Below are 21,088 nucleotides of genomic sequence, written 5' to 3' on the forward strand. Positions count from 1 at the left end.
CAGCGACGGTTCGGTTATGCCTGGGCCGCTAGCACACGCCGCTCCCAGGGAGTGATTTCATCAAAGAAGCTGGTCAACTCCATGGTCTTCGAAGCGATGTAGCCTTCGATGAACTCAGTGCCGAACAGTTCCCTTGCCAACTGACTACGCTTCAGACGCTCCAGCGCCGCATGCAAGGTACAAGGCAGCGACAGATTGTCCGGAACCTCGAACTCGCCCTGGATCGCTGCCGTGGGTTCAAGCTCATTCTCGATCCCGTGCAAGCCCGCTGCCAGGCTCGCGGCAATCGCCAGGTACGGATTGGCGTCCGCGCCCGGCAGGCGATTCTCTACCCGTCGCGCCACCGGCGAACTGGCCGGAATACGCAGCCCCGCAGCCCGATTGTCATGGGACCAGCAGGCATTGTTCGGCGAAGCGTAAGGATGGCACAAGCGCTGATAGGAGTTCACGTTGGGCGCGAACAATGCGGTGAAATCCGCCAGCCCAGCCTGCAGCCCGCCGATGAAATGGCGGAACATCGCCGTCGGCTGCCCGGCATCGTCACTGAAGACATTACGCCCGCTGCCGATCTCCACCAGGCTCTGGTGAATATGCATCGAACTGCCCGGTGTATGCGCCAGAGGTTTGGCCATGCAAACCACGATCAGTCCGTGCTTGAGGGCCACTTCCTTGAGCAGGTGCTTGAACAGGAAGGTCTGGTCTGCCAGCAACAGCGGATCGCCGTGCAGCAGGTTGATCTCGAACTGGCTGACACCCATTTCATGCATGAAGGTATCGCGAGGCAGGCCCATGGCCGCCATGCACTCGTAGACTTCCTTGAAGAACGGCCGCAGGCCGTTGTTGGAGCTGACACTGAATGCCGAGTAGCCCTCCTCTCGTCGACCGTCCAGGCCTACCGGTGGCCGAAAAGCCTGTGCCGGATCGTCATTGGCGGCGAACACGAAAAACTCCAGTTCCGTAGCCACCACCGGCGCCAGCCCCAGGGCCGCATAGCGTGCGATCACCTGCTTGAGTTGGCCGCGGGTGGAGAGTCGCGAACTTTCGCCACTGAGCTCATCCGCGTCACAAATGGCCAGAGCCCGCGGCGTCTGGCTCCAGGGCAGACGATGAATCTGCCGAGGGTCGGCATTGAGCGCCAGGTCACCGTCATCGCTGCCGTAAAACCGTGCCGGCGGATACCCGCCCATGATGCATTGCAGCAGCACCCCGCGAGCCATCTGCAAACGCCGCCCTTCGAGGAAGCCCTCGGCTGTCATCACCTTGCCCCGCGGCACGCCATTGAGATCCGCAGTGACGCATTCAATCTCATCAATGCCCGTCAATCGCTCGGCGAGTGAACTGTGGCCATCGGTTGTCATGACTCAATCCTTGTTGTTATACGAGCCGCGAACGGCGACCCGTACAAAATACGCATCACCCGTTCAGGATTTCAAGCAGGCAAGAATAAAATCCCGGGAAGGCGCGAACTCCCGGTGAGCAACCCACACGTCACGGCCAGCACCGACTCTGAAAAAGAAGAAGGGAATAGCCCCTGATAGGGCACGGCCAGCCTGATAACACCTGGCCGCCGCAGCCTTCTGCGAGCACGCCGATCAGACACTCAAGGCAAGTACAGCTTGAACAGCCCGCCGCCTAATGGACCGCCGTTGCTGATGCGGGTGTGTCCGCATACGCCATTGCGCTGATGCAACTCGGCAATGCGCCCGGCGAAATACAGCCCCAGCCCGGTGCTGCCGCTGCTCTGATTGATGCCCTGCACATAATCGGCCTGACGCTCGATCATCGCTTGCGGGTAGCCGTCGCCGTCATCGTTGATGGACAGCACCACCTGCCCCTCTTCATCACTGACCGTGATCAACAGCGCATGGCGGGCATAACGCAGCGCATTGTTGATGCAGTTGGCCAACACCGAAGCAATCAGCTCTCGATCGAAGAAGCCCAGGGGACTCAAGGGATCGACCTCATAAGTGGCAGAGATTCCACGACTCTTGAACACATCCTGATGGCTCACCAGTTGGGCTTCGATGAAATCATCCAACTCGTGGTAAGCCGGTTGCAGCGGCAACTGGTTGACCCCCAGCTTATACAGCCCCAAGAGCTGCACCAGCATGCCGTTGAGGTGAGCGAAGTGGTAATCGATCACCCCCTGTTCCGGCGCCAGTTGCGTCTCGGGCTGACGGGCCTGCCACTGGGCATGGGCCTGCATCAGCATGGCCAGGGAATTTTTCATGTCATGGACGGTGGAGGCAATCACCGTGGAGAAATCGAGCGCCTGTTGCTCTTCGTTCATTCGCCAAACGCCTTGCTTCGCAGCTTCTGGTAGCGCGCATAACGCGCATCGGTATCGGGCATCATGCCCACCATTTTCAGGCACGCCTGGCATTCTTCCAGGAGCGCCGCGTCTGTCTTGGGGTCTGTGCCGTGCAACAGCGACTGCGCCATGTTCAGGGCAATACTGATGTTCTTCGGCTGCATGGCCAAAGCCTTGCGGAACAGCTCCCGAGCCTCGCTCAGATTACCCGCCTTGTAGCTGCGCACCCCCTGGCGGTTGATGTCGGCCGCCGCATTGGACGAACTGAGAATAGTCGGATCATCGGTGAGCTTGGCGATGTTCTGCATGACCTTCGGATCGTCGCCGTAGATTTCCGCACAGTTTTTCAACATCGACGCACCGGCACTGGCCTGCCCCAACATCTGCAGCTGCTTGGCCACCAGCAATGCCGCTTCGGGACTCATGAACTGCTCCATGCCGTCCAGGCGCATCAACGCCTGCTCGGTGAGCTTCTCTGCGGTTTCCGCATCATTGAGCAGCAGGCTGGTGGCCTTCATCAAGCGCGCACGAATCTGCAGTCCGGGGTCGGTGGGGTTTTCCTTGGCCACGGCACTCAGGGTCTGGTTGATCTCCAGGCGGGTGCGGGTGTCCAGGCCCTTTTCACTGCCCTTGCTGATCAATGCATGGGCTAGGCCAAGATTGCTTTCCGGGTCCTTGAAGCGCGACTGCGCGCCCTGAGATACAGCCTGCCGATAAGCCCTGGAAGCGCTGTCGAAGTCTTCGTTGGCCATGGCCAGCTTGCCCAGCAGCGCCTGACGACGCACCGCCAGCGGTGACAGGCGCACTGCCTCTTCCAGCACATGCTGGGCACGCTTGGTGTCGCCTTCAGCCACCAGCACATCCGCCAGTCCGTCGTAGAGCCCGGGCATCATCGGGAAAACCTTGAGGGCCTTTTCATAGACGGCCTTGGCTTCGCCGACCTGCCCGCGCTTGAACAGCAGGCGCCCCAGGCCGACGTAGGCCCAGGGCAAAGGCCGATCCGCGAGAATACTGTTATACAGGCGCTCCAAAGGCTCGTTCTGATGCATGTCGCGCAGGGCATCCGCCCGATAGCGCAGGCACAACGGCGCGTAACGCGGGTCCTGCTTGCACAGGGCGATGCAGGCGTTGAGCACTTCCACCGGCTTGCCCCGATCAAGGGCTTGAAGAATCGGCTTGAGCAGGGTCTTGCGCTGCTGCAGCCGCTCCAGGCGCTGGGCCAGACCGGAACGGTTGAAGGGCTTGGTCAGATAGGCATCGGGCTCGTGCTCCAGGGCACTGAGTACCATGGCCTGACTGCTCTCGGCAGTGACCATGAGGAACACGCTCTCATGACTGATGAGCTTTTCCAGCATCAGGTCTTCCAGCACCTGCTGGCCGTTTTTCTTGCCGTCGCCCAGATGATAGTCCTGGAGGATGAAGTCATAGCGCTTCTGTGCGCACATGCGCAGGGCCTGTTCGCCAGTGTCGGCGGTGTCCACGTCCTTGACGCCCAGCTCACGCAACATCGAACGCACCGAACTGCGGAAGTCCGAGAAATCATCGACGATCAAAAAGCTCTTTTGGTGGTACGCCAGCATCGAAGATTCCAGGCAAGTAAGAAGATCAATCCAGGGACAGCAGGACCCGCCCGGCTTCGCAGCCTGTTTTTGGCGCGCAGATAATAGCTGCTGGCCACGGGCTATCAAGCACTTTCAAGTCGACCTGTGATGCAGATCGCCACTTGGGAACACAATTGTCCACTGAAGGTATCGGCCGGATTCGCCATTCCCTTATAGAGGCCAGACAGCATTTGCCGCCTGATGAAAAAAGTCCTGGCCCTTCGCTGAAAAACACTTAGGCGGCGTGCTCAAACCTTGGATTCTGAAACATCACCTGATAGCGTGCAGCGCCTCAAAGCCTCGATCGTTTTTGCTCCGCAATGCTGGTCCTGCATGCAGGATCGGCCAGCCGGCAAAGGTTCCATCAGTCGCAAGTCCCACAGGCTTGCAATCCGGGTGTCGAAGGATCGGCATGACGCCCGACGGCGGTATCATCGACGAGCAAATGCCGGTCTGCCAGGCAGTGCATCAAGGGATGCGCAGGTCATTATCAAATGGAGTTAACGATGGCGCATGACAGCAGTGCGATAACCGGGATTGAACTGGAACAGTTCATGGACCGCCTTGAGGCGCAACAGCAGGACCAGGAAACCGATACCCTGCTGGCCCAGTTGCAAGCACAGCCGCTGCGGGCCGACTCCCTGGCCTCGATCGACCGCCTGCACACGCTATGGATGCAGGCCGGTGATTCAGCCGCGGCCCGCGCCGTTATCGCAGAGGATGGCCATGCCCTGCTGCAAGCCGTGCATGAGCCTGCCCGCGCTGAGTTGATGATGAACCTGGCCATCCTGCGCTTGCGCATCGCCAGTTATCTGGACGACGACGCAACCTTGCTTGAGGTGCTCGAACAGCTCAACCAGATGGCTACGCAAACCCTGGACTTCAATGTCGAGCACTATCGTCGCTACCGAATCTTCGACGAGCTGGAACAGGGTCGCCTCGAAGTCGCGCTGAAAACCATCGAAGTGCGCTACGCCCTGACCTTGAGCAATCCTGCCCGTGCGGCGCTGCGTGCCTGGGACGCCGCCGACCAGTATCAACGCCGCGCCCGCGTCCTGGCCTTCCACGACCGCGACGAAGAAGCCCGGAGCGCCGCGCTGGAAGCCGTCAACGCCTTACGCACTGCCGGCCCCGATCAGGACATCGATGAAGGCGACTGGCTGTGGCTGGGCAACTCCCTGATCGAGATCATCCCGTTACGCCTGGCGCTGTTCGAACAACCCATCGCCCAGCTGACTGCTGGCCGCTCGCTGCCCCAGCGTCGCGAATGGGAAGTGCGCACCGCACGCCTGGCCGCCCGCGCCCTGCACGCCCAGGGTGATCTGGCCGGAGCGTTGAAAGTCTGCAATGCCGCAGCCCTGAGCCTGGATTCTGACGGCGGCAACAATTTCATCGAGTACGAACTGCCTTGGCTGATGGAAGCCGGGCGTATCGACGAAGCGGGGTTTCGAGCCTTCATCGACGTTTATGACAGGCAAACCGAGCTCTGGCCGGCCACCGCCCGCCTGGTTCTCGACCGCCTGCAAGATCCCCAAGAGCACAGTGCCTGGTGGCCGATCTGCGTGATGCGCGCCTGTATCACCGAAGAAGCACTGCAGAGTTTTCTCGAAGCGCTGCCGAACATCGAAACCAGCGAGCCCGATACCACCCCACTCCTGGCCGCCCTGTACCAGGCCATGGAAGATCTGGAGACACGCGACTCCCTGTTTGCCCAAGCCCGCGCCGAAGCCCTGCGGCGTGCCCCCGAGCAGCCCTGGATCACCCGCCTGACCGCGGTGCATGACGCAGAGCGCGGCCTGATCGACGCGGCCACCGAAGCCAGCCTGCTGCAGAACGCCATCCAGGCAGGTCGCATGCAGGACAATCGCAGTGCGTTCTCGCTGTTTGCCGCTCGGGTCAACAGTCTGGGAGTGATCGAAGCACTGAAAGCACCGAAGCCGGTGCTGTCCTGCGGCAAATACGCCTACAACTACGCACTGAGCATCGAAGATCTGGCAGAGACCGAAGCCGACAAGTTGCCCAGAGACGCCCGAGACCAAGCCTATTCGTTGCTGCGCGAAGCGCAGAAAGACGCCTACGAGCAGGGCCAGGCCCACATGGAGCGCTACTTCGCCAGCGGCAGCGGACATCCCTACGATGCCTGCGCGCACCTGTACTCCATGCTCTGCAACAACCTGGCGATCAACTATCGCTACTACAACCAGATCCGCTACGAAGACGCCATCGAGTTGCACGCGCGCGGCATCGCCGCCAGCCCGTTCGCCGAGCACTACAACGGCCTGCTCAGTGCGCGTATCTGCCTGGAAGATCTGCCTGGCATCATTGATGCCGCAGAACAGCTTTGGCATTACTCGGCGGAGTTCGGCTATAGCCGCCACGACCCGAATGAGTACGTCGCCTCGGTGGCGTACGCCCTGTACAAGCTCGATCGCGACAATGAAATCCTCATCTGGCTTGAACGCTTGCTCAAGTGGCAGGAAGAGCAAGGCGTCAGCGATCAGCAATTGGACAGCTCCCCACTGTTCGCCCGGATTCAGGTCGCGCGCTACCTGGCCCATGCCCATCCCGACAACGCCGACAGCCTCTGGCAACGTTACGAGCCAGCAGTGCTGTCCTTGAACGAAGTCTCGGTCATGTCCAGTTCGGTGGACTTCCTCAAGGCCCGCGGCCGCACCGCCGAAGCCATTGACTACTGTGCACGCACCCTGGCCCTGTGCGCCCCGGACGATGACTACGACATCAGGTGCCGCGCCCGGATCGAAGAAATCCTGTGCGAGCTGCAAGCCCCGACTCAACCGGCCGCCAAGAAAAACTGGTGGCAGATATGGAAGTAAGCGCCGACAAGCGCAGCCCCAGCTACGCCCCGCGCAACCTGCTGAATGCCGATGAACTCAAACGCGGCATCACTCAGCGCAGCCAGGGGCGCGGAGACGAGGACGCGGTACAGGGTTGGTTGCTGAATCACTTCTATCGACACCTGGTGGGCAACTTCGAACCCGCACGGCGCATCCAGACCCTGGAGGACGCCTGTGCAGCGCTGGGTACCGATACGCCGCCGGCCTGGGTGAGCGGGTACTTCGACAGCGCTGCCAAGGCACAGCCCGAAGACGCCGCAAAGGCCGTGGCGACGCTGGTATGGGTCGACCCGCAGGAGCCATTGCTGTTGCAGCAGGAACTGCAACTGGTGGAGTTCCTGACCTCGCGCAAAGGCACGGCACTGGAGGGCAAGCTGGAGCGCATCACTTGCCCGCAGGCCCTGGCGCTATGGGAAAAAGAGCACGCACAGATGGCCGCCCGGGTCGATCAGGGCTGGCGCCAGAGCTCTCCCGACGCCCTCAATGTGACGGTCTCCTGCGCCGAACACACCTGGGTCGAACTGCGTCCGGAAAGCCCGTTGCTACGGGCTGAAATGGCCTTCGAAAGCTATGTGATGCGTCACTGTCTGGGGCAATTCGCCAACCGCCGGGCCTTGACCGGCGGCTACGGTGAACGCTATGCCGAAGCCGTGGAGCAACAGGGCATGCGCGTGTTCAGTCTGCGTGATGCCCAGGGCCAGCCCCACATCACCGTCAGCCTGATCATCCAGGACGACGGCGCACTGACCGTGGAGCAAGTCAAAGGCAAGCAGAACCGCCCGCCCATCGAGCGCTACTTCCAGGACCTGCTGCGCCTCCTCAACACCCTGGGCACCGACCTGCAGACGCCAGCCGACTGCATTGCCATCGGCATCGTCCGCACCGATGCCGGCTGGTTGCGTATCGAGGAAGTCAGCGATGCGCAAGCCCAGACCCGCCTGGTGGCTCGCTACCCGCAACTGTTCTACCGACTGGACGCTCCGTCGGCCATGGTCGAATGGCTGGTGGCGGCCCGTCAGTCCGACTTGCTGCTAGAGGTTGCCCCCCAGGCGCCATCGGTCAAGTACGCCACCCGCCATATCTTCAAGAAAAGCCCCCGGCCACAACGCCACCCCGACGACCCGCTGTATCGGACCGAAGGCGTGCCCTGGACGGACATGTCTGCGCCACAGGCCGAAGAAATCGTGGCCTGGCAGGCCAGGAACCGGTGAAACGCACATGATGACGATAATTGCCGTAGCCTTCGGCGCCTGGCTGGTATGGCGCTACTTTCGCCGCCAGTCGCCCACCTCTCTGGTGGTGTTCACGCCACGCAAACGCTGGGCACTGAGCCTGGCGCAACCCATGGTGGATGCCACCGGAATGACCGGTTTCTTCGATCCCGAGACAACTCATTTCATGGATCAGGCGAAAGCCTCCCTCAGGGCCCCGCTGCTGCACCAGATCGGCTTTCGCAGCAACGCCACGGACGATGAAGTCCGCGAACACTTGAACAGCACCCTGGAACGCCAGTGGTTCCGGGTTGACCTGCACAGCCTGAACGCCAGCGACGACCCGCGAGCAGCAATGGCCTTCGCCTGCGTGCGCAGCGCCTTCTTTGTCCGCTGCGCAATGTTGATGGGCTGGATCGACACCGAGAGCGGATGGCGGATCATGCTCCTCAATGCCCAACGCGCCCAGGATTGCTTCAGCGACTGGGAGGACTTCGGCAGAGCCTTCATGCTCGGGCGCAGCCAATGGATCGCAGCGTTCAGGGCCGACTCTCTGGGTGAGGTGTTCAATGAAACAAGCCTGAACCGACTGCTGATGCCCGGTAGCGGCATCTGGGCTGGGGTTGCCTGGCAGGGGCTGCCGGCGTTGTTGCCTGTAGCGGATTGAGACCGCGAAGGGATGGTGTCCCAGGGCAGGTTCGAACTGCCAACCTTCCCCTTAGGAGGGGGATGCTCTATCCAATTGAGCTACTGAGACAAAACGGCAGGCGCCTGATATTTCATGACGCGTGGGACGGCGTGCATGTTAACGGCCAAGGCCGCATTTGTCATGTTATCCATAGGGCTTTTTGCACGAGCCGTCAGGAGCGCTCCGCTCGCTCATGGCCTCGTCGTGCACATTGCATCACTGCAAAAAGCCATCATTGCAAAATGCAATTCAACAATCCCCAGAATCCATCTCAAGTTATTGTTTTTAAAGAGTTTATCTGCAGTTAAACTCTTGGCACGCAGGCTGCTTTATCAGTGGGTAAAACACTGCGGAGATGACGCCCATGAACAGTGCCCTGTTTCTCTTGAATGCGATCGCCATTGCCGTACTAGTGGCCTTTCACTTTCAACCTGTAGACAACGCTGACCCTACCGGACTGTCTACCGCTCGTTACAACCAGCACCCGGTACCGCAGCTGGCAGTCATGAACACCCAGGTCGAGCCTCGCAGAGTGGCTCGGGTCACCCAGGAAAAGAGCCCGCAGCAACTCGCCGCCACGCCAACCGAAGGCTGGATTTTTTAAGACCAAGACTTCAGGAGTCTCCGATGTCCACCGCAGCCAAAAGCCTGCTTATTCTGACGTTAATCAGCGCTATCGCCGCCTTGCTGCTGCCTGAAGCCCCCTTGGGCAAAGCTGCTCTGATCATCTGCGGCTCAATGTTCAGCCTATTCCTTTTGGCGCTGCTGGCCGGGCGCAAGATCAAGTTCGACCCGATATTACGCTGATCCCGTGCTCGCTCAGTATGGCCAGCAGATGTTCCAGGGTTGTCGTCAACTCACAGGAATTGTCTAGGCGCACAACCTGCTCGTCATCCAGCCAGGCAGAGGAGGCAAACTGTTCGTTGCGCTGTAGGCGACGCTCTATCTCCGGCAGGTTTTCCCTGCCTCTACGCAGCAGGCGACGGCGCAATACCTCGGTATCGACCATCAGAACTATCGGAACTAAATCAGGATAACGTTCCCGTGCCTGTGGCAAATGGCCTCTAGAGCCGTTGATCAATACATTCCGCCCCTGCGCCAACCAAGTATCGATTTGCACGGGAATGCCATAACCCAGACCATTAGCTCGCCAAAACAAGGCAAAATCGCCCCGGGCCACCCGCCGCTCGAACTCCTCGACAGTGACCTCTTGCGCCTCCTCACCCACCGACTCGGCCGAGCGCGTGATCACCCTTCTTACAACCTCACATCCCAATGCACTTAAAGGCTGCCTGGCCGCATCAATCAGGCTATCCTTGCCGGCCCCTGAAGGCCCCATCAAATAAATCAGTCTACCCGGCATGGGCTGCCGCTCCGGACAGCACAACTAGTAAATCGGCCATTTGCCACTATCCTCTAACAGGTAGGGATTACGCTTTCATCCGCATAGCATGCACCTTCACAAGTGCACTGACACTCCCGTCGGATGGGAGAATGCGGCCAACAACGCGGGCCCGGTGATCTTTTCAAACCAGTCCGCATTTCTGATAATTGGTGCTGGCATAACGCCTTTATCCAGTTCAATATTTGTCACAGAATTGACGCCAAGGATCTGGCAATTTTGAGGCATGATGCGGGCCTCTTAACAATTCAGGTTGAACATTTGGCAATCAGGCTTGTCCTAAAAGACAGCTCGCGGCCAATTCCGAGAACCGCTCCCCTGAACTAACCGGTTAAATATATGCGCCCATTGAAACAGGCAATTTATTCCAGCCGTACGGCTGACAAGTTCGTCGTACGTCTACCCGACGGGATGCGTGAACGCATTGCCGAGGTGGCTCGCAATCATCACCGCAGCATGAACTCCGAAATCATCGCGCGCCTGGAGCAGAGTCTTATTCAGGAAGGTGCCTTGGGTGAAGAGTTGAGCATGCGTCTGGACAGCCCTGAGCTGTCCTTGCATGAACGCGAACTGCTTCAACGCTTCCGCCAACTTTCACATCGCCAGCAGAACGCTTTGGTTTCGCTGATCGCCCATGACGCCGAAATGGCCGCAGACGCCAACTGATTTCACCCTGAAAGCTCAAGCCAGCCTAGTTGCTGGCTTTTTTTTGCCTGCGATAAAAGCAACGAAGCGCCATAAAGGCGCTTCGCGAATAAACCGATGTGCAAGGCTGGCTCAGAGCAGGAAGATCGTCGCCAAACCAAGGAAGATGAAGAAGCCGCCGCTGTCGGTCATGGCAGTAATCATTACGCTGGCGCCCATTGCCGGGTCACGCCCCAAGCGCGCCAGTGTCATGGGGATCAGGACCCCCATCAGGGCTGCCAACAGCAGGTTCAAGGTCATCGCGGCGGTCATCACCACTCCCAACGACCAACTTCCGTAAAGCATGTAAGCGACAACTCCGATCACTCCTCCCCAGACCAGACCATTGATCAGGGCTACAGCCAGCTCCTTGCGCATCAGGCGTGAAGTATTGCCGGTACTCACCTGGTCCAGGGCCATGGCCCGGACAATCATGGTGATGGTCTGATTACCCGAATTGCCGCCGATACCGGCAACAATCGGCATCAAGGCCGCCAGGGCTACCAGCTTTTCGATAGAGCCTTCGAACAGGCCAATCACTCGGGATGCGACGAACGCCGTGATCAGATTGATTGCCAGCCAGGCCCAACGGTTACGAAGGGACTTCCAGACCGAGGCGAAGATATCCTCCTCTTCCCGCAGACCGGCCATATTGAGGACTTCGGTCTCGCTTTCCTCACGAATCAGGTCGACCATTTCGTCAATGGTCAAACGGCCAATCAGCTTGTCGTTCTTGTCGACCACCGGAGCCGAGATCAAGTCATAACGCTCAAATGCCTGAGCCGCATCGTAGGCATCTTCATCCGGATGAAAGCTCACCGGGTCGCTGGCCATGACTTCCGCGACCTGCTTGTCTGGATCATTGACCAGCAGGCGCTTGATCGGCAGCACCCCCTTGAGCACGCCGTCGTAATCCACCACAAACAGCTTGTCGGTATGGCCCGGCAGCTCCTTGAGACGACGCAGGTAGCGCAGAACCACTTCAAGACTGACGTCCTCTCGAATCGTCACCATCTCGAAGTCCATCAGCGCACCGACCTGCTCCTCGTCATAGGACAACGCGGAGCGAACGCGTTCACGCTGCTGGCCGTCAAGGGCCTCCATCAACTCATGGACTACGTCTCGCGGCAGCTCGGGAGCCAAGTCAGCAAGTTCGTCGGCGTCCATCTCCTTGGCAGCAGCCAGGAGCTCGTGATCGTCCATGTCGGCGATCAGGGTTTCACGCACGGAGTCGGATACTTCGAGAAGAATGTCGCCGTCACGCTCGGCCTTGACCAACTGCCAGACGGTCAGGCGCTCTTCCAGAGGCAAGGCTTCAAGGATATAGGCAACGTCGGCAGAGTGCAGATCATCGAGCTTGCGCTGCAATTCGACGAGGTTTTGCCGATGGACCAGGTTCTCGACCCGATCGTGATGGTGACCTTCCTGACGGTGTGTCAGGTCTTCAACCACCCGCTGGCGCTGCAGCAGCTCAACGACTTGAGCGAGGCGGTCTTGCAGGCTTTCCTGCGTTTTCTTTACTTCTACTTCGGTCATAGGCGAACTCCACTCCCAGCAGAGGAGCACGCCGGAAGGATCAATCAGTCAGTTCATGATTGTGAAAACGGGATACTGAGTAACTACTGGGTAAGTCCATGGAGGTATTCCACAAGCCCCGGCGGGGCTGACGGGCGCAATGATACACCGCTTGGCAGTTTTAAATGTTAAAAAATCGCGGCAAGAACAAGCGCTTGCGGCATAAACCTGAGTAGCGTCCGAATCTATGAGATTGCGACGCCCCGGCAGAAAAAGAAAACACACACGCAGAGAAAAAAGTTCGGCGACAGACAGAGCATTCGACTTCCGAAGATCAAAGCTGTTCCAGCCGGACGAGCAAAAGAGCGACAAATAAAACGCAGAAAGCAAAAAGCCCGCATCTTTCGATGCGGGCTTTCTGATGTATGGTGCACTCGACAGGATTCGAACCTGTGACCGCTCGGTTCGTAGCCGAGTACTCTATCCAGCTGAGCTACGAGTGCATTTTGTGTTTTTAGACCAGACCACAACTGGTTGAAGCCAAGTTAACTACATTACTGCAACTAACTCTTAAATGGTGCACTCGACAGGATTCGAACCTGTGACCGCTCGGTTCGTAGCCGAGTACTCTATCCAGCTGAGCTACGAGTGCATTTGTTGCCGCGCATTATAGGCCGTTAAATCTTTTTGTAAAGCACTTTTTCTAGTAATTTCAACAACTTACAGAAAAAGCCAGATTACAACGTACTAAGCAAATAATGGCGGAGAACGGGGGATTCGAACCCCCGACACCCTTTTGAGGTGTACTCCCTTAGCAGGGGAGCGCCTTCGGCCACTCGGCCAGCTCTCCGCAACACGGGGCGTATATTAACCAGCTTTCTCCCCGTTTGCAAACAAAAAAAACGATAAAAATTAATGGCTTGGTTCTTCGTCCTTCTCTTTCTTTATCCGCAGGTAAATTTCCTCACGGTGAACCGCCACTTCTTTGGGGGCGTTGACACCAATACGCACTTGATTACCTTTGACGCCGAGCACGGTCACAGTGATCTCGCCATCACCAATGATCAGGCTTTCTGCGCACCGACGAGTCAGAATCAGCATACCTATCTCCTCACGCATTACATTTTCAGGGACTACAGTCTGCAAAAAAAAGGGTGTCGGCCTACAACCTGGTCGGCTGCAGTCCTACACGCCTAAGTATTGACTAGCACGGGCAAAAGAACAGTTTTCTCCCGTGCCGATCAAAAACACAAAGGGCGCGGTCAGACCGCGCCCCTTTCAAACACTTATCACTCGCCCTGGCGGGCTGGAGCGTCAAGCTCAAACGCGGTGTGCAGCGCACGCACTGCCAGTTCCAGGTACTTCTCTTCGATCACTACCGAAACCTTGATTTCGGACGTGGAGATCATCTGGATGTTGATGCTTTCCTTGGCCAGGGCTTCAAACATGCGGCTGGCCACACCCGCGTGGGAGCGCATGCCGACACCCACGATCGAGACCTTGGCAATATTGGTATCACCGACCACTTCACGGGCACCGATCTCACGAGCGGTGTTTTCCAGCACAGTCTGAGCCGCCAGGTAGTCATTGCGGTGCACGGTGAAGGTGAAGTCGGTGGTGTTATCGTGCGAGACGTTCTGCACGATCATGTCGACTTCAATGTTCGCCGCACTGATTGGGCCGAGAATCTTGAAGGCCACGCCAGGATTGTCTGGCACGCCACGGATAGTCAGCTTGGCTTCATCGCGGTTAAAGGCGATGCCGGAAATGATCGGCTGTTCCATGGATTCCTCTTCATCAATAGTAATGAGGGTGCCCGGACCCTCCTGAAAGCTGTGCAACACGCGCAGCGGAACGTTGTACTTGCCAGCAAACTCGACCGCGCGGATCTGCAGCACCTTGGAACCGAGGCTGGCCATTTCCAGCATTTCTTCGAAGGTGATTTTGTCCAGACGCTGAGCCTTGGGTACCACACGTGGATCAGTGGTATAGACGCCATCTACGTCGGTATAGATCTGACACTCATCAGCCTTCAGGGCCGCTGCCAGCGCCACACCAGTAGTGTCGGAGCCGCCACGGCCCAGCGTGGTGATATTGCCGTGCTCGTCAACGCCCTGGAAACCGGCAACCACAACCACACGACCGGCCTTCAGATCACCACGAATCTTCTGATCATCGATCTGCAGGATTCGCGCTTTGTTGTGAGCACTATCGGTAAGAATACGTACCTGGTTGCCGGTGTAGGACACCGCAGGAATACCACGCTTGATCAACGCCATGGCCAGCAACGCAATGGTCACTTGCTCGCCGGTGGAGACGATCACATCCAGCTCACGGGGAACCGGTTTAGCTTCGCCACTGATCTGCTTGGCCAGATCGATCAGGCGGTTGGTTTCGCCACTCATCGCCGACAGCACAATCACCAGGTCATCGCCGGCTTCGCGGAACTTCTTCACCTTGTCGGCGACCTGCTCGATCCGCTCGACAGAGCCGACCGAAGTGCCTCCAAATTTCTGTACGATCAAAGCCATTTTCTAAGCCGCCTCAGCCCGTAAAGGGGCGCCCGTTAATCAATCAAACTGCACAGCGCATGGACCCGCCACTAGACGACGGGCCCGGCTCGGCGCCTTAAATACCCTGCTCGACAAATGGCACGGTCAGGGCCAGTGCCGCATCCAGCGCAGCAGCATCAACACCACCGCCTTGAGCCATGTCTGGACGACCACCACCCTTCCCGCCCACTGCCGCAGCGGCTTGTTTCATCAAATCACCGGCTTTGAGTTGGCCAGTCAGGTCCTTGGTTACACCTGCAACCAGTACGACCTTTTCCTCATGGACACTGCCGAGCAGGATCACTGCGCGGCCGAGTTTGTTTTTCAACTGATCCACCAGCGCCAACAGCGCCTTGCCGTCCTGGCCATCAAGACGCGCTGCCAGCACTTTCACGCCCTTGACGTCTGCCGCCTGGGCGGACAGATCGTCACCCGCAGCGCTGGCAGCCTTGGCCTGCAACTGCTCGATCTGCTTCTCCAGCAGACGATTGCGCTCCAGCACCGCCGACAGCTTGTCGATCAGGTTGTCGCGGCTGCCCTTGACCAGGGTCGCCGCTTCCTTGAGTTGTTCTTCCGCAGCGTTCAGGTACGCCAGGGCCGCAGCACCGGTGACCGCTTCAATACGCCGCACACCGGAAGCCACACCGCCTTCGCTGGTGATCTTCAGCAGGCCGATGTCGCCAGTACGGTCGGCGTGAATGCCACCGCACAGCTCCACCGAGAAATCACCGCCCATGCTCAGTACGCGCACGCTGTCGCCGTACTTCTCGCCGAACAGCGCCATGGCGCCCTTCTTCTTGGCGGTGTCGATGTCGGTTTCTTCGGTTTCCACCGCAGAGTTCTTGCGAATCTCGGCGTTTACGATGTCTTCCAGCGCCTTGATCTGCTCAGGCTTGATCGCTTCAAAGTGGCTGAAGTCGAAACGCAGACGCTGACTGTCCACCAGCGAGCCTTTCTGCTGTACGTGCTCGCCCAGTACCTGGCGCAGTGCAGCGTGCAGCAAGTGGGTGGCCGAATGGTTCAGCGAAGTGGCGTGACGCACGTCAGCATCGACCTGAGCATCAACCGCAGCCCCCACGATCAGACTGCCCGACGCCAGTACGCCGTGATGCAGGAACGCACCGCCGGTCTTGGTGGTGTCGCGCACATCAAAGCGCGCATTGCCGGCCTGCAGGTAACCGCAGTCACCGATCTGTCCGCCGGACTCGGCGTAGAACGGAGTCTGGTCGAGAACCACAACCCCCTCTTCGCCTTCATTCAGTACATCGACCGATTGCCCTTCTTTATAGAGAGCGACCACTTTGGCCGAACCGCTGGTGGCGTGATAGCCGGTGAACTCGGTGGCCACATCGACCTTGACCAGGCTGTTGTAGTCCATGCCGAAGGAGCTGGCCGAACGAGCACGTACCCGCTGGGCTTCCATCTCGCGCTCGAAACCTTCCTCATCGAGGGTCAGGCTGCGCTCACGGGCGATGTCACCGGTCAGGTCCATGGGGAAACCGTAGGTGTCGTAGAGCTTGAACACCACGTCGCCCGGCACTACCGAGCCTTCGAGTGCCGCCAGATCCTGCTCGAGGATCTTCAGGCCCTGCTCCAGGGTCTTGGCGAACTGCTCTTCTTCAGCTTTCAGCACGCGCTCGATATGCGCCTGCTGGGATTTCAGCTCTGGGAAGGCTTCGCCCATTTCGGCCACCAGGGCCGCGACGATCTGGTAGAAGAAGCTGCCCTTGGCCCCCAGCTTGTTGCCGTGACGGCAAGCGCGACGAATGATCCGGCGCAGTACGTAGCCACGGCCTTCGTTGGATGGCAGTACGCCATCGGCAATCAGGAAGCCACAGGAACGGATGTGGTCAGCCACGACTTTAAGCGAGGCCTGGGCATCATTGGTGCAACCGATGGCCTTGGCCGCTGCGTCCAGCAGGCTCTGGAACAGGTCGATTTCATAGTTCGAATGCACATGCTGCAGCACCGCGCTGATCCGCTCCAGGCCCATGCCGGTGTCCACCGACGGCGCTGGCAGCGGGTGCAGCACGCCATCGGCGGTGCGGTTGAACTGCATGAACACGTTGTTCCAGATTTCGATGTAACGGTCACCGTCCTCTTCAGGCGAACCGGGTGGGCCGCCCCAGATATCGGCGCCGTGATCGTAGAAAATCTCGGTGCAAGGGCCGCACGGGCCAGTATCGCCCATGGTCCAGAAGTTGTCGGAAGCGTAGGGCGCGCCCTTGTTGTCACCGATGCGCACCATGCGCTCGGCCGGCACCCCGACCTCTTTGGTCCAGATGTCGTAAGCCTCGTCGTCGCTGGCGTAAACCGTGACCCAGAGCTTTTCCTTCGGCAGGTTCAGCCACTTGTCGGAGGTCAGGAAGGTCCAGGCGAACGTGATCGCATCACGCTTGAAGTAGTCGCCGAAGCTGAAGTTGCCCAGCATTTCGAAGAAGGTGTGGTGACGAGCGGTATAACCGACGTTTTCCAGGTCGTTGTGCTTGCCGCCGGCGCGGACGCACTTCTGGCTGCTCACAGCGCGGGTATAAGCGCGCTTTTCCTGGCCCAGGAAGCAATCCTTGAATTGGTTCATCCCCGCGTTGGTGAACAGCAGGGTGGGGTCGTTGCCTGGGATCAAGGAGCTGGAGGCTACACGGGTGTGGCCTTGCTCTTCGAAGAAGCGGAGGAAGGCTTCACGGATTTCTGCGCTTTTCATTAGGTTCTTCCACGGAGACTGCGGCCAAAGGCCTGTGCGCAACGTCAACAGACGAAACGACGGCAAAGGGCCGCATTATATCGGCGTTAATCACTTGGTACAGCGTGTTTGTACGATACAAACAGTCAATTGGACGGAGAACACTGTCAGTTACGGGAAAACTCGGCAAAAGTGCGCACCACTTGTTCGATTTGCCCGGAACTGACATCCAAATGGGTCACCAGACGCAGCCGTGACGCGGCACTGAGGCTGATCCCTCGCTCAGCGGCGAACGCCTTGAGGGCTTCGGCCCTATCCCCCATCTGCACATACACCATATTGGTCTGCACCGGCTCGACACTGAAGCCCGCCTGGCTCAGCCCCTGGGCCAGCAACTGCGCATTGGCATGGTCATCCGCCAGACGCTGCACCTGATGCTCCAGGGCATACAGCCCCGCTGCCGCCAGCCCACCGGCCTGGCGCATGCCACCACCGACCATCTTGCGCAGGCGCCGCGCCTTGCCGATCAGTTCACGGGAGCCGCACAACACCGAGCCCACTGGCGCACCGAGTCCCTTGGACAGGCACACCGATACCGAATCGAAGTGTTCGGTGATCACCCGGGCATCCACCCCTAGCTTCACCGCCGCGTTATACAAGCGCGCACCATCCAAATGCAGGGCCAGCCCCCGCTCACGGGTAAAGGCCCGGGCCTGGGCCAGGTAAGCCAAGGGCAGCACCTTGCCCTGCATGGTGTTTTCCAGGGCCAGCAAGCGTGTGCGGGCAAAATGAAAGTCATCGGGCTTGATCGCGGCCGCCACCTGATCCAGGTCCAGGGAACCGTCGGCCTGGAGCTCCAGTGGCTGAGGCTGGATCGATCCCAGCACCGCGGCACCACCTCCTTCATATTTATAGGTGTGGGCCTGCTGGCCAACGATGTACTCATCGCCTCGCTCGCAGTGAGCCATCAAGGCCAGCAGATTGCTCATGGTGCCGGAAGGTACAAACAGGGCCGCGGCAAATCCCAGGCGTTGCGCCAGTTCCGCCTCCAACTGATTGACCGTCGGGTCTTCGCCGTAGACATCGTCTCCGGTACGGGCGCAAGCCATGGCCTCGAGCATGCCGGGAGTCGGCTGGGTCACGGTGTCACTACGAAGATCGATCACGCTCATCACATCTGGCTCCAACTACGGGGGACCGCAAGGTCCGCGCTGAACAGGGGGAATTCCCTTTCGAAACGAATTACTGCGGCCCCACGGCCGATTAATCAAGCAGCAACTGTAGAAAACCTTGTGCCACAGGGTGAAAAATCTGATGAACATTATCCAAAAGGCACAATGCTTCCCCGCCAAATCTGTGTTAAAAACTCACCGCCCGCGAAAAACTCGCGGGCAATCGTTCTCAGGGCGGGGTGTAATTCCCCACCGGCGGTAATTGCGCGCAATGTGCATAGCCCGCGAGCGCTTGGCGATGCCCGTGGCAAGTCCACAGGTGCCAACAAGGTCAGCAGACCCGGTGTGATTCCGGGGCCGACGGTCATAGTCCGGATGAAGAGAGAACGGGATTGGCGCCAAAGGGCCGCTGCCGGGCAGCTCGTGGGAAATCCACGGCCGTTCTGCGCGCACCCTTAAATCCCATTCGATTCATATACGCCCTGTTTTTCATACAAACAGGAGTCAGAACAGATGCAACCCACCGCAATCGATAGCAAAAGCAAACACCACCCCAACGAGCGCGTCGCCTTTATCCAGGCCTGCTGGCACAAGGAAATCGTCGATCAGAGCCGCCAGGGGTTCGTCGCGGAAATGCTCGCCCAGGGTTATCAGGAAAGCGATATCGACTTCTTCGAAGTCGGCGGCGCCTTCGAGATTCCTCTGCACGCCAAACTGCTGGCCAAGTCCGGTCGCTACACCGGGATCGTCGCTGCGGGGCTGGTGGTGGACGGCGGCATCTACCGCCATGAGTTCGTCGCCCAATCGGTGATCAGCGGCCTGATGCAGGTGCAGTTGGAAACCGAAGTGCCGGTATTCTCCGTGGTGCTGACCCCGCATCACTTCCACGCAGGCGAAGAGCATCAGAAGTTCTTCTTCGAGCACTTCGTGCACAAGGGCCAGGAAGCGGCGAAGACCTGCGCCGATACCCTGCAGAAAGTTCGCGCCCTGCGCCGTAACGAGCAGCGTGCGGTAGCGGTTTAAGCGTTAGCGGTATCGCCGGCAAGCTGGCTCCTGCGGGGGCTCGGCTTGCCGGCGAACGATCCTTCAGGCCAGGCCGTCAGCCGATGCCGGCACAATCAGAATCCCCGCACGCAGGCCGTTCTTGACCTTGGGATTGGGAAAAATGATACGCGCGCCGTCTTCCTCAATGACCCAACGGGTCTGGGCGATATCCTCGGCCAGCAGGTAACCCACTTCCAACTCGGAAAAGTTCTCGACGTCCGCCGGCAAATGCAGGTGGAAGCTGTCGCTGTGCTTGATGATTTCCCGCGCCACGCTGAACAGTTTCAAGCCATCGAGGGTGTCCTGTTCGGGCTCTGGCTCGGTGCCTTCGATGATGTGCTTGAGGCGGGTTTCCAGGCGCTCGACATTGACCCCCTGGTTCTGCCCGAACGGCCGTGCCTTGCCCAACTCCAGGGTGAAGGACTCGGCACCTAGCTGATCGTAGGTGTAGGCGCTGAAGACAATGGAAGGCTTGTTCTGCAGCAGCACCGCCTCCATGCCCGCCGCCCGCAGGCGTGCCAGTTCACGGCGCGAATGCTGGCGCCCATCCTTCCACGGATAGAGGGCAAACTGTTCGATCTTCGAGCCACGGATCGCCGTGTGCAGATCGTAGTGCAGGCGTTCGCGCCCCGGCAGGTTGAAGAAGCTCGCCGCCAGACGTTCCAGCTCGCAAGCCCGCAAGGCTTCGAAACCGCTGCTCAATTCATGCCGGCCGTTGAACAGCCGGTTGACGTCCTGCTCGACGAATCGCTCGCCACGGCGCATGGCCTCGGGGTTGCCGAACAGGAACAGAATGCGTGCCCTGGGCTTCAAGTCGCCCCGGGCAATGTCATGCAACAAACGGTCGAGCAGCTCGATGGGGGCTGTCTCGTTGCCGTGGATACCGGCGGACAGCAACAGGTCCAGACCGTTATCCCGAGCTTCGGGCGGCCGTACTTCCAGGGCGCCCTCGCTCAGCCAGCGCATGCGCACGCCGTCGACAGTCAGTTGAGTCTTCTCTGCCGGCTCACGGCCGGCGAGGGTCAGTTCAAGCAGTTTGCCGAGGGCGAGCATAAAGCGGCTTCCTTAGTGAGCGTGACCGCAGTCAGGGCCATGCACGTGATCATCTTCACCAGCGTCGGCCGGTTCCATTTCCAGTTGCAGGCTGACCAGGTTGGTTGCCAGCGGACGCAGCAACAGGCTGGCGTATTCGGCATCGCCCTCTTCCACGTCCACGCCGATCAGCAATTGGCCACGGCCGTCCTGCTGGATCCACACTTCCTTGCCCTGCCACAGCACCGCGAAGCGGGTGCAGGAGGTTTGCAGTTGGGTGCCGTCGGTGTCTTCAAGGATCAGTTGCAGGGTATCGCTCATGGGGGTCGTTCTCATCTGGG

General features: G+C 59.3%; 18 protein-coding genes, 4 tRNA genes and 1 riboswitch. Of the genes, 7 read left to right on the top strand and 15 right to left on the bottom strand.

Annotated elements, in window-relative coordinates; genetic code table 11:
• Window positions 1-14 precede the first annotated feature (14 nt).
• The 3 genes from PFZ56_RS27800 to PFZ56_RS27810 form a co-directional block, all read right to left on the bottom strand.
• The gene (locus tag PFZ56_RS27800; protein ID WP_170001974.1) at window positions 15-1,256 is read right to left on the bottom strand and encodes a glutamine synthetase family protein; all 1,242 of its coding nucleotides are present in this window, start codon (window positions 1,254-1,256) and stop codon (window positions 15-17) included.
• A 344-nt stretch (window positions 1,257-1,600) separates the two neighbouring features.
• Complete coding sequence (locus PFZ56_RS27805; RefSeq protein ID WP_102880585.1) at window positions 1,601-2,290, bottom strand: sensor histidine kinase KdpD; 690 nt, start codon at window positions 2,288-2,290, stop codon at window positions 1,601-1,603.
• Window positions 2,287-3,891, bottom strand: coding sequence for a tetratricopeptide repeat-containing response regulator (locus tag PFZ56_RS27810; protein ID WP_110594746.1), 1,605 nt, complete (start codon window positions 3,889-3,891; stop codon window positions 2,287-2,289). The genes PFZ56_RS27805 and PFZ56_RS27810 overlap by 4 nt, the downstream gene beginning before the upstream one ends.
• 527 nt (window positions 3,892-4,418) lie before the next feature.
• Between PFZ56_RS27810 and PFZ56_RS27815 the strand changes: the two genes are divergently transcribed.
• From PFZ56_RS27815 to PFZ56_RS27825, 3 genes are read left to right on the top strand one after another with little or no spacing between them, the layout of a single operon-like run.
• Window positions 4,419-6,746 (top strand): hypothetical protein, encoded by a 2,328-nt coding sequence (locus PFZ56_RS27815; protein ID WP_110594748.1) that lies wholly within the window; start codon window positions 4,419-4,421, stop codon window positions 6,744-6,746.
• On the top strand, window positions 6,737-7,978 hold the full coding sequence (locus tag PFZ56_RS27820) for a hypothetical protein (protein WP_110594750.1): 1,242 nt from the start codon (window positions 6,737-6,739) through the stop codon (window positions 7,976-7,978). The genes PFZ56_RS27815 and PFZ56_RS27820 overlap by 10 nt, the downstream gene beginning before the upstream one ends.
• A gap of 7 nt (window positions 7,979-7,985) precedes the next feature.
• Window positions 7,986-8,645, top strand: a complete 660-nt coding sequence (locus PFZ56_RS27825) for a DUF1266 domain-containing protein (protein ID WP_110594752.1) — start codon at window positions 7,986-7,988, stop codon at window positions 8,643-8,645.
• Between the two features lie 13 nt (window positions 8,646-8,658).
• Here PFZ56_RS27825 and PFZ56_RS27830 read toward each other — a convergent pair.
• Window positions 8,659-8,735 (bottom strand) — tRNA-Arg (locus tag PFZ56_RS27830).
• Window positions 8,736-9,030: 295 nt separating this feature from the next.
• Here PFZ56_RS27830 and PFZ56_RS27835 point away from each other — a divergent pair.
• Window positions 9,031-9,270: a hypothetical protein gene (locus PFZ56_RS27835; protein ID WP_102880589.1), complete on the top strand. Its 240-nt coding sequence runs from the start codon at window positions 9,031-9,033 to the stop codon at window positions 9,268-9,270.
• 23 nt (window positions 9,271-9,293) lie between these two features.
• Complete coding sequence (locus PFZ56_RS27840; protein WP_102860694.1) at window positions 9,294-9,473, top strand: PA3371 family protein; 180 nt, start codon at window positions 9,294-9,296, stop codon at window positions 9,471-9,473.
• Here PFZ56_RS27840 and phnN read toward each other — a convergent pair.
• A complete protein-coding gene (gene phnN, locus PFZ56_RS27845; protein ID WP_110594754.1) occupies window positions 9,448-10,029 on the bottom strand; it encodes a phosphonate metabolism protein/1,5-bisphosphokinase (PRPP-forming) PhnN in 582 nt (193 codons plus the stop codon). The two genes, PFZ56_RS27840 and phnN, sit on opposite strands and share 26 nt — an antisense overlap.
• 378 nt (window positions 10,030-10,407) lie before the next feature.
• Between phnN and PFZ56_RS27850 the strand changes: the two genes are divergently transcribed.
• A complete protein-coding gene (locus PFZ56_RS27850) occupies window positions 10,408-10,734 on the top strand; it encodes an Arc family DNA-binding protein (RefSeq protein ID WP_016968184.1) in 327 nt (108 codons plus the stop codon).
• A gap of 111 nt (window positions 10,735-10,845) precedes the next feature.
• Here the strand turns inward: PFZ56_RS27850 and mgtE are convergent, their stop codons facing one another.
• From mgtE to ltaE, 8 genes are all read right to left on the bottom strand, one after another.
• The gene (gene mgtE, locus PFZ56_RS27855) at window positions 10,846-12,288 is read right to left on the bottom strand and encodes a magnesium transporter (protein WP_102860692.1); all 1,443 of its coding nucleotides are present in this window, start codon (window positions 12,286-12,288) and stop codon (window positions 10,846-10,848) included.
• A gap of 405 nt (window positions 12,289-12,693) precedes the next feature.
• Window positions 12,694-12,770 (bottom strand) — tRNA-Arg (locus PFZ56_RS27860).
• Window positions 12,771-12,842: 72 nt separating this feature from the next.
• Window positions 12,843-12,919 (bottom strand) — tRNA-Arg (locus PFZ56_RS27865).
• A 107-nt stretch (window positions 12,920-13,026) separates the two neighbouring features.
• Window positions 13,027-13,117, bottom strand: a tRNA-Ser gene (locus tag PFZ56_RS27870).
• A 62-nt stretch (window positions 13,118-13,179) separates the two neighbouring features.
• A complete protein-coding gene (gene csrA, locus PFZ56_RS27875; RefSeq protein WP_002554426.1) occupies window positions 13,180-13,368 on the bottom strand; it encodes a carbon storage regulator CsrA in 189 nt (62 codons plus the stop codon).
• Between the two features lie 188 nt (window positions 13,369-13,556).
• Window positions 13,557-14,798 carry an aspartate kinase gene (locus tag PFZ56_RS27880; protein ID WP_102860691.1) on the bottom strand — a complete coding sequence of 414 codons (1,242 nt, stop codon included), beginning with the start codon at window positions 14,796-14,798 and terminating at the stop codon, window positions 13,557-13,559.
• 97 nt (window positions 14,799-14,895) lie between these two features.
• Complete coding sequence (gene alaS, locus PFZ56_RS27885; RefSeq protein ID WP_170001939.1) at window positions 14,896-17,520, bottom strand: alanine--tRNA ligase; 2,625 nt, start codon at window positions 17,518-17,520, stop codon at window positions 14,896-14,898.
• A gap of 146 nt (window positions 17,521-17,666) precedes the next feature.
• Window positions 17,667-18,671, bottom strand: a complete 1,005-nt coding sequence (gene ltaE / locus PFZ56_RS27890; RefSeq protein WP_102860689.1) for a low-specificity L-threonine aldolase — start codon at window positions 18,669-18,671, stop codon at window positions 17,667-17,669.
• Between the two features lie 221 nt (window positions 18,672-18,892).
• A riboswitch (FMN riboswitch) is annotated at window positions 18,893-19,063 on the top strand.
• A gap of 121 nt (window positions 19,064-19,184) precedes the next feature.
• Here ltaE and PFZ56_RS27895 point away from each other — a divergent pair.
• On the top strand, window positions 19,185-19,694 hold the full coding sequence (locus tag PFZ56_RS27895) for a 6,7-dimethyl-8-ribityllumazine synthase (RefSeq protein ID WP_102880592.1): 510 nt from the start codon (window positions 19,185-19,187) through the stop codon (window positions 19,692-19,694).
• 63 nt (window positions 19,695-19,757) lie between these two features.
• On the opposite strand, the gene astE is transcribed toward PFZ56_RS27895, so the two are convergent.
• Both astE and PFZ56_RS27905 read right to left on the bottom strand, forming a co-directional pair.
• Window positions 19,758-20,768 carry a succinylglutamate desuccinylase gene (gene astE, locus PFZ56_RS27900; protein WP_170001941.1) on the bottom strand — a complete coding sequence of 337 codons (1,011 nt, stop codon included), beginning with the start codon at window positions 20,766-20,768 and terminating at the stop codon, window positions 19,758-19,760.
• A gap of 12 nt (window positions 20,769-20,780) precedes the next feature.
• Window positions 20,781-21,068, bottom strand: a complete 288-nt coding sequence (locus tag PFZ56_RS27905) for a topoisomerase II (RefSeq protein ID WP_102860686.1) — start codon at window positions 21,066-21,068, stop codon at window positions 20,781-20,783.
• Window positions 21,069-21,088 lie beyond the last annotated feature (20 nt).

The organism is Pseudomonas danubii (assembly GCF_042980055.1).
GTDB lineage: Bacteria > Pseudomonadota > Gammaproteobacteria > Pseudomonadales > Pseudomonadaceae > Aquipseudomonas > Aquipseudomonas danubii.

What these genes read in the sequence shown, in the direction of transcription:
- csrA (WP_002554426.1), bottom strand. Translation starts at nt 13,368, where the DNA reads ATGCTGATTCTGACTCGTCGGTGCGCAGAAAGCCTGATCATTGGTGAT.
- mgtE (WP_102860692.1), bottom strand. Translation starts at nt 12,288, where the DNA reads ATGACCGAAGTAGAAGTAAAGAAAACGCAGGAAAGCCTGCAAGACCGC.
- astE (WP_170001941.1), bottom strand. Translation starts at nt 20,768, where the DNA reads ATGCTCGCCCTCGGCAAACTGCTTGAACTGACCCTCGCCGGCCGTGAG.
- PFZ56_RS27840 (WP_102860694.1), top strand. Translation starts at nt 9,294, where the DNA reads ATGTCCACCGCAGCCAAAAGCCTGCTTATTCTGACGTTAATCAGCGCT.
- PFZ56_RS27880 (WP_102860691.1), bottom strand. Translation starts at nt 14,798, where the DNA reads ATGGCTTTGATCGTACAGAAATTTGGAGGCACTTCGGTCGGCTCTGTC.
- PFZ56_RS27825 (WP_110594752.1), top strand. Translation starts at nt 7,986, where the DNA reads ATGATGACGATAATTGCCGTAGCCTTCGGCGCCTGGCTGGTATGGCGC.
- PFZ56_RS27805 (WP_102880585.1), bottom strand. Translation starts at nt 2,290, where the DNA reads ATGAACGAAGAGCAACAGGCGCTCGATTTCTCCACGGTGATTGCCTCC.
- PFZ56_RS27850 (WP_016968184.1), top strand. Translation starts at nt 10,408, where the DNA reads ATGCGCCCATTGAAACAGGCAATTTATTCCAGCCGTACGGCTGACAAG.
- PFZ56_RS27810 (WP_110594746.1), bottom strand. Translation starts at nt 3,891, where the DNA reads ATGCTGGCGTACCACCAAAAGAGCTTTTTGATCGTCGATGATTTCTCG.
- PFZ56_RS27800 (WP_170001974.1), bottom strand. Translation starts at nt 1,256, where the DNA reads ATGACAGCCGAGGGCTTCCTCGAAGGGCGGCGTTTGCAGATGGCTCGC.
- alaS (WP_170001939.1), bottom strand. Translation starts at nt 17,520, where the DNA reads ATGAAAAGCGCAGAAATCCGTGAAGCCTTCCTCCGCTTCTTCGAAGAG.
- PFZ56_RS27905 (WP_102860686.1), bottom strand. Translation starts at nt 21,068, where the DNA reads ATGAGCGATACCCTGCAACTGATCCTTGAAGACACCGACGGCACCCAA.
- PFZ56_RS27820 (WP_110594750.1), top strand. Translation starts at nt 6,737, where the DNA reads ATGGAAGTAAGCGCCGACAAGCGCAGCCCCAGCTACGCCCCGCGCAAC.
- ltaE (WP_102860689.1), bottom strand. Translation starts at nt 18,671, where the DNA reads ATGAGCGTGATCGATCTTCGTAGTGACACCGTGACCCAGCCGACTCCC.
- PFZ56_RS27895 (WP_102880592.1), top strand. Translation starts at nt 19,185, where the DNA reads ATGCAACCCACCGCAATCGATAGCAAAAGCAAACACCACCCCAACGAG.
- PFZ56_RS27835 (WP_102880589.1), top strand. Translation starts at nt 9,031, where the DNA reads ATGAACAGTGCCCTGTTTCTCTTGAATGCGATCGCCATTGCCGTACTA.
- phnN (WP_110594754.1), bottom strand. Translation starts at nt 10,029, where the DNA reads ATGCCGGGTAGACTGATTTATTTGATGGGGCCTTCAGGGGCCGGCAAG.
- PFZ56_RS27815 (WP_110594748.1), top strand. Translation starts at nt 4,419, where the DNA reads ATGGCGCATGACAGCAGTGCGATAACCGGGATTGAACTGGAACAGTTC.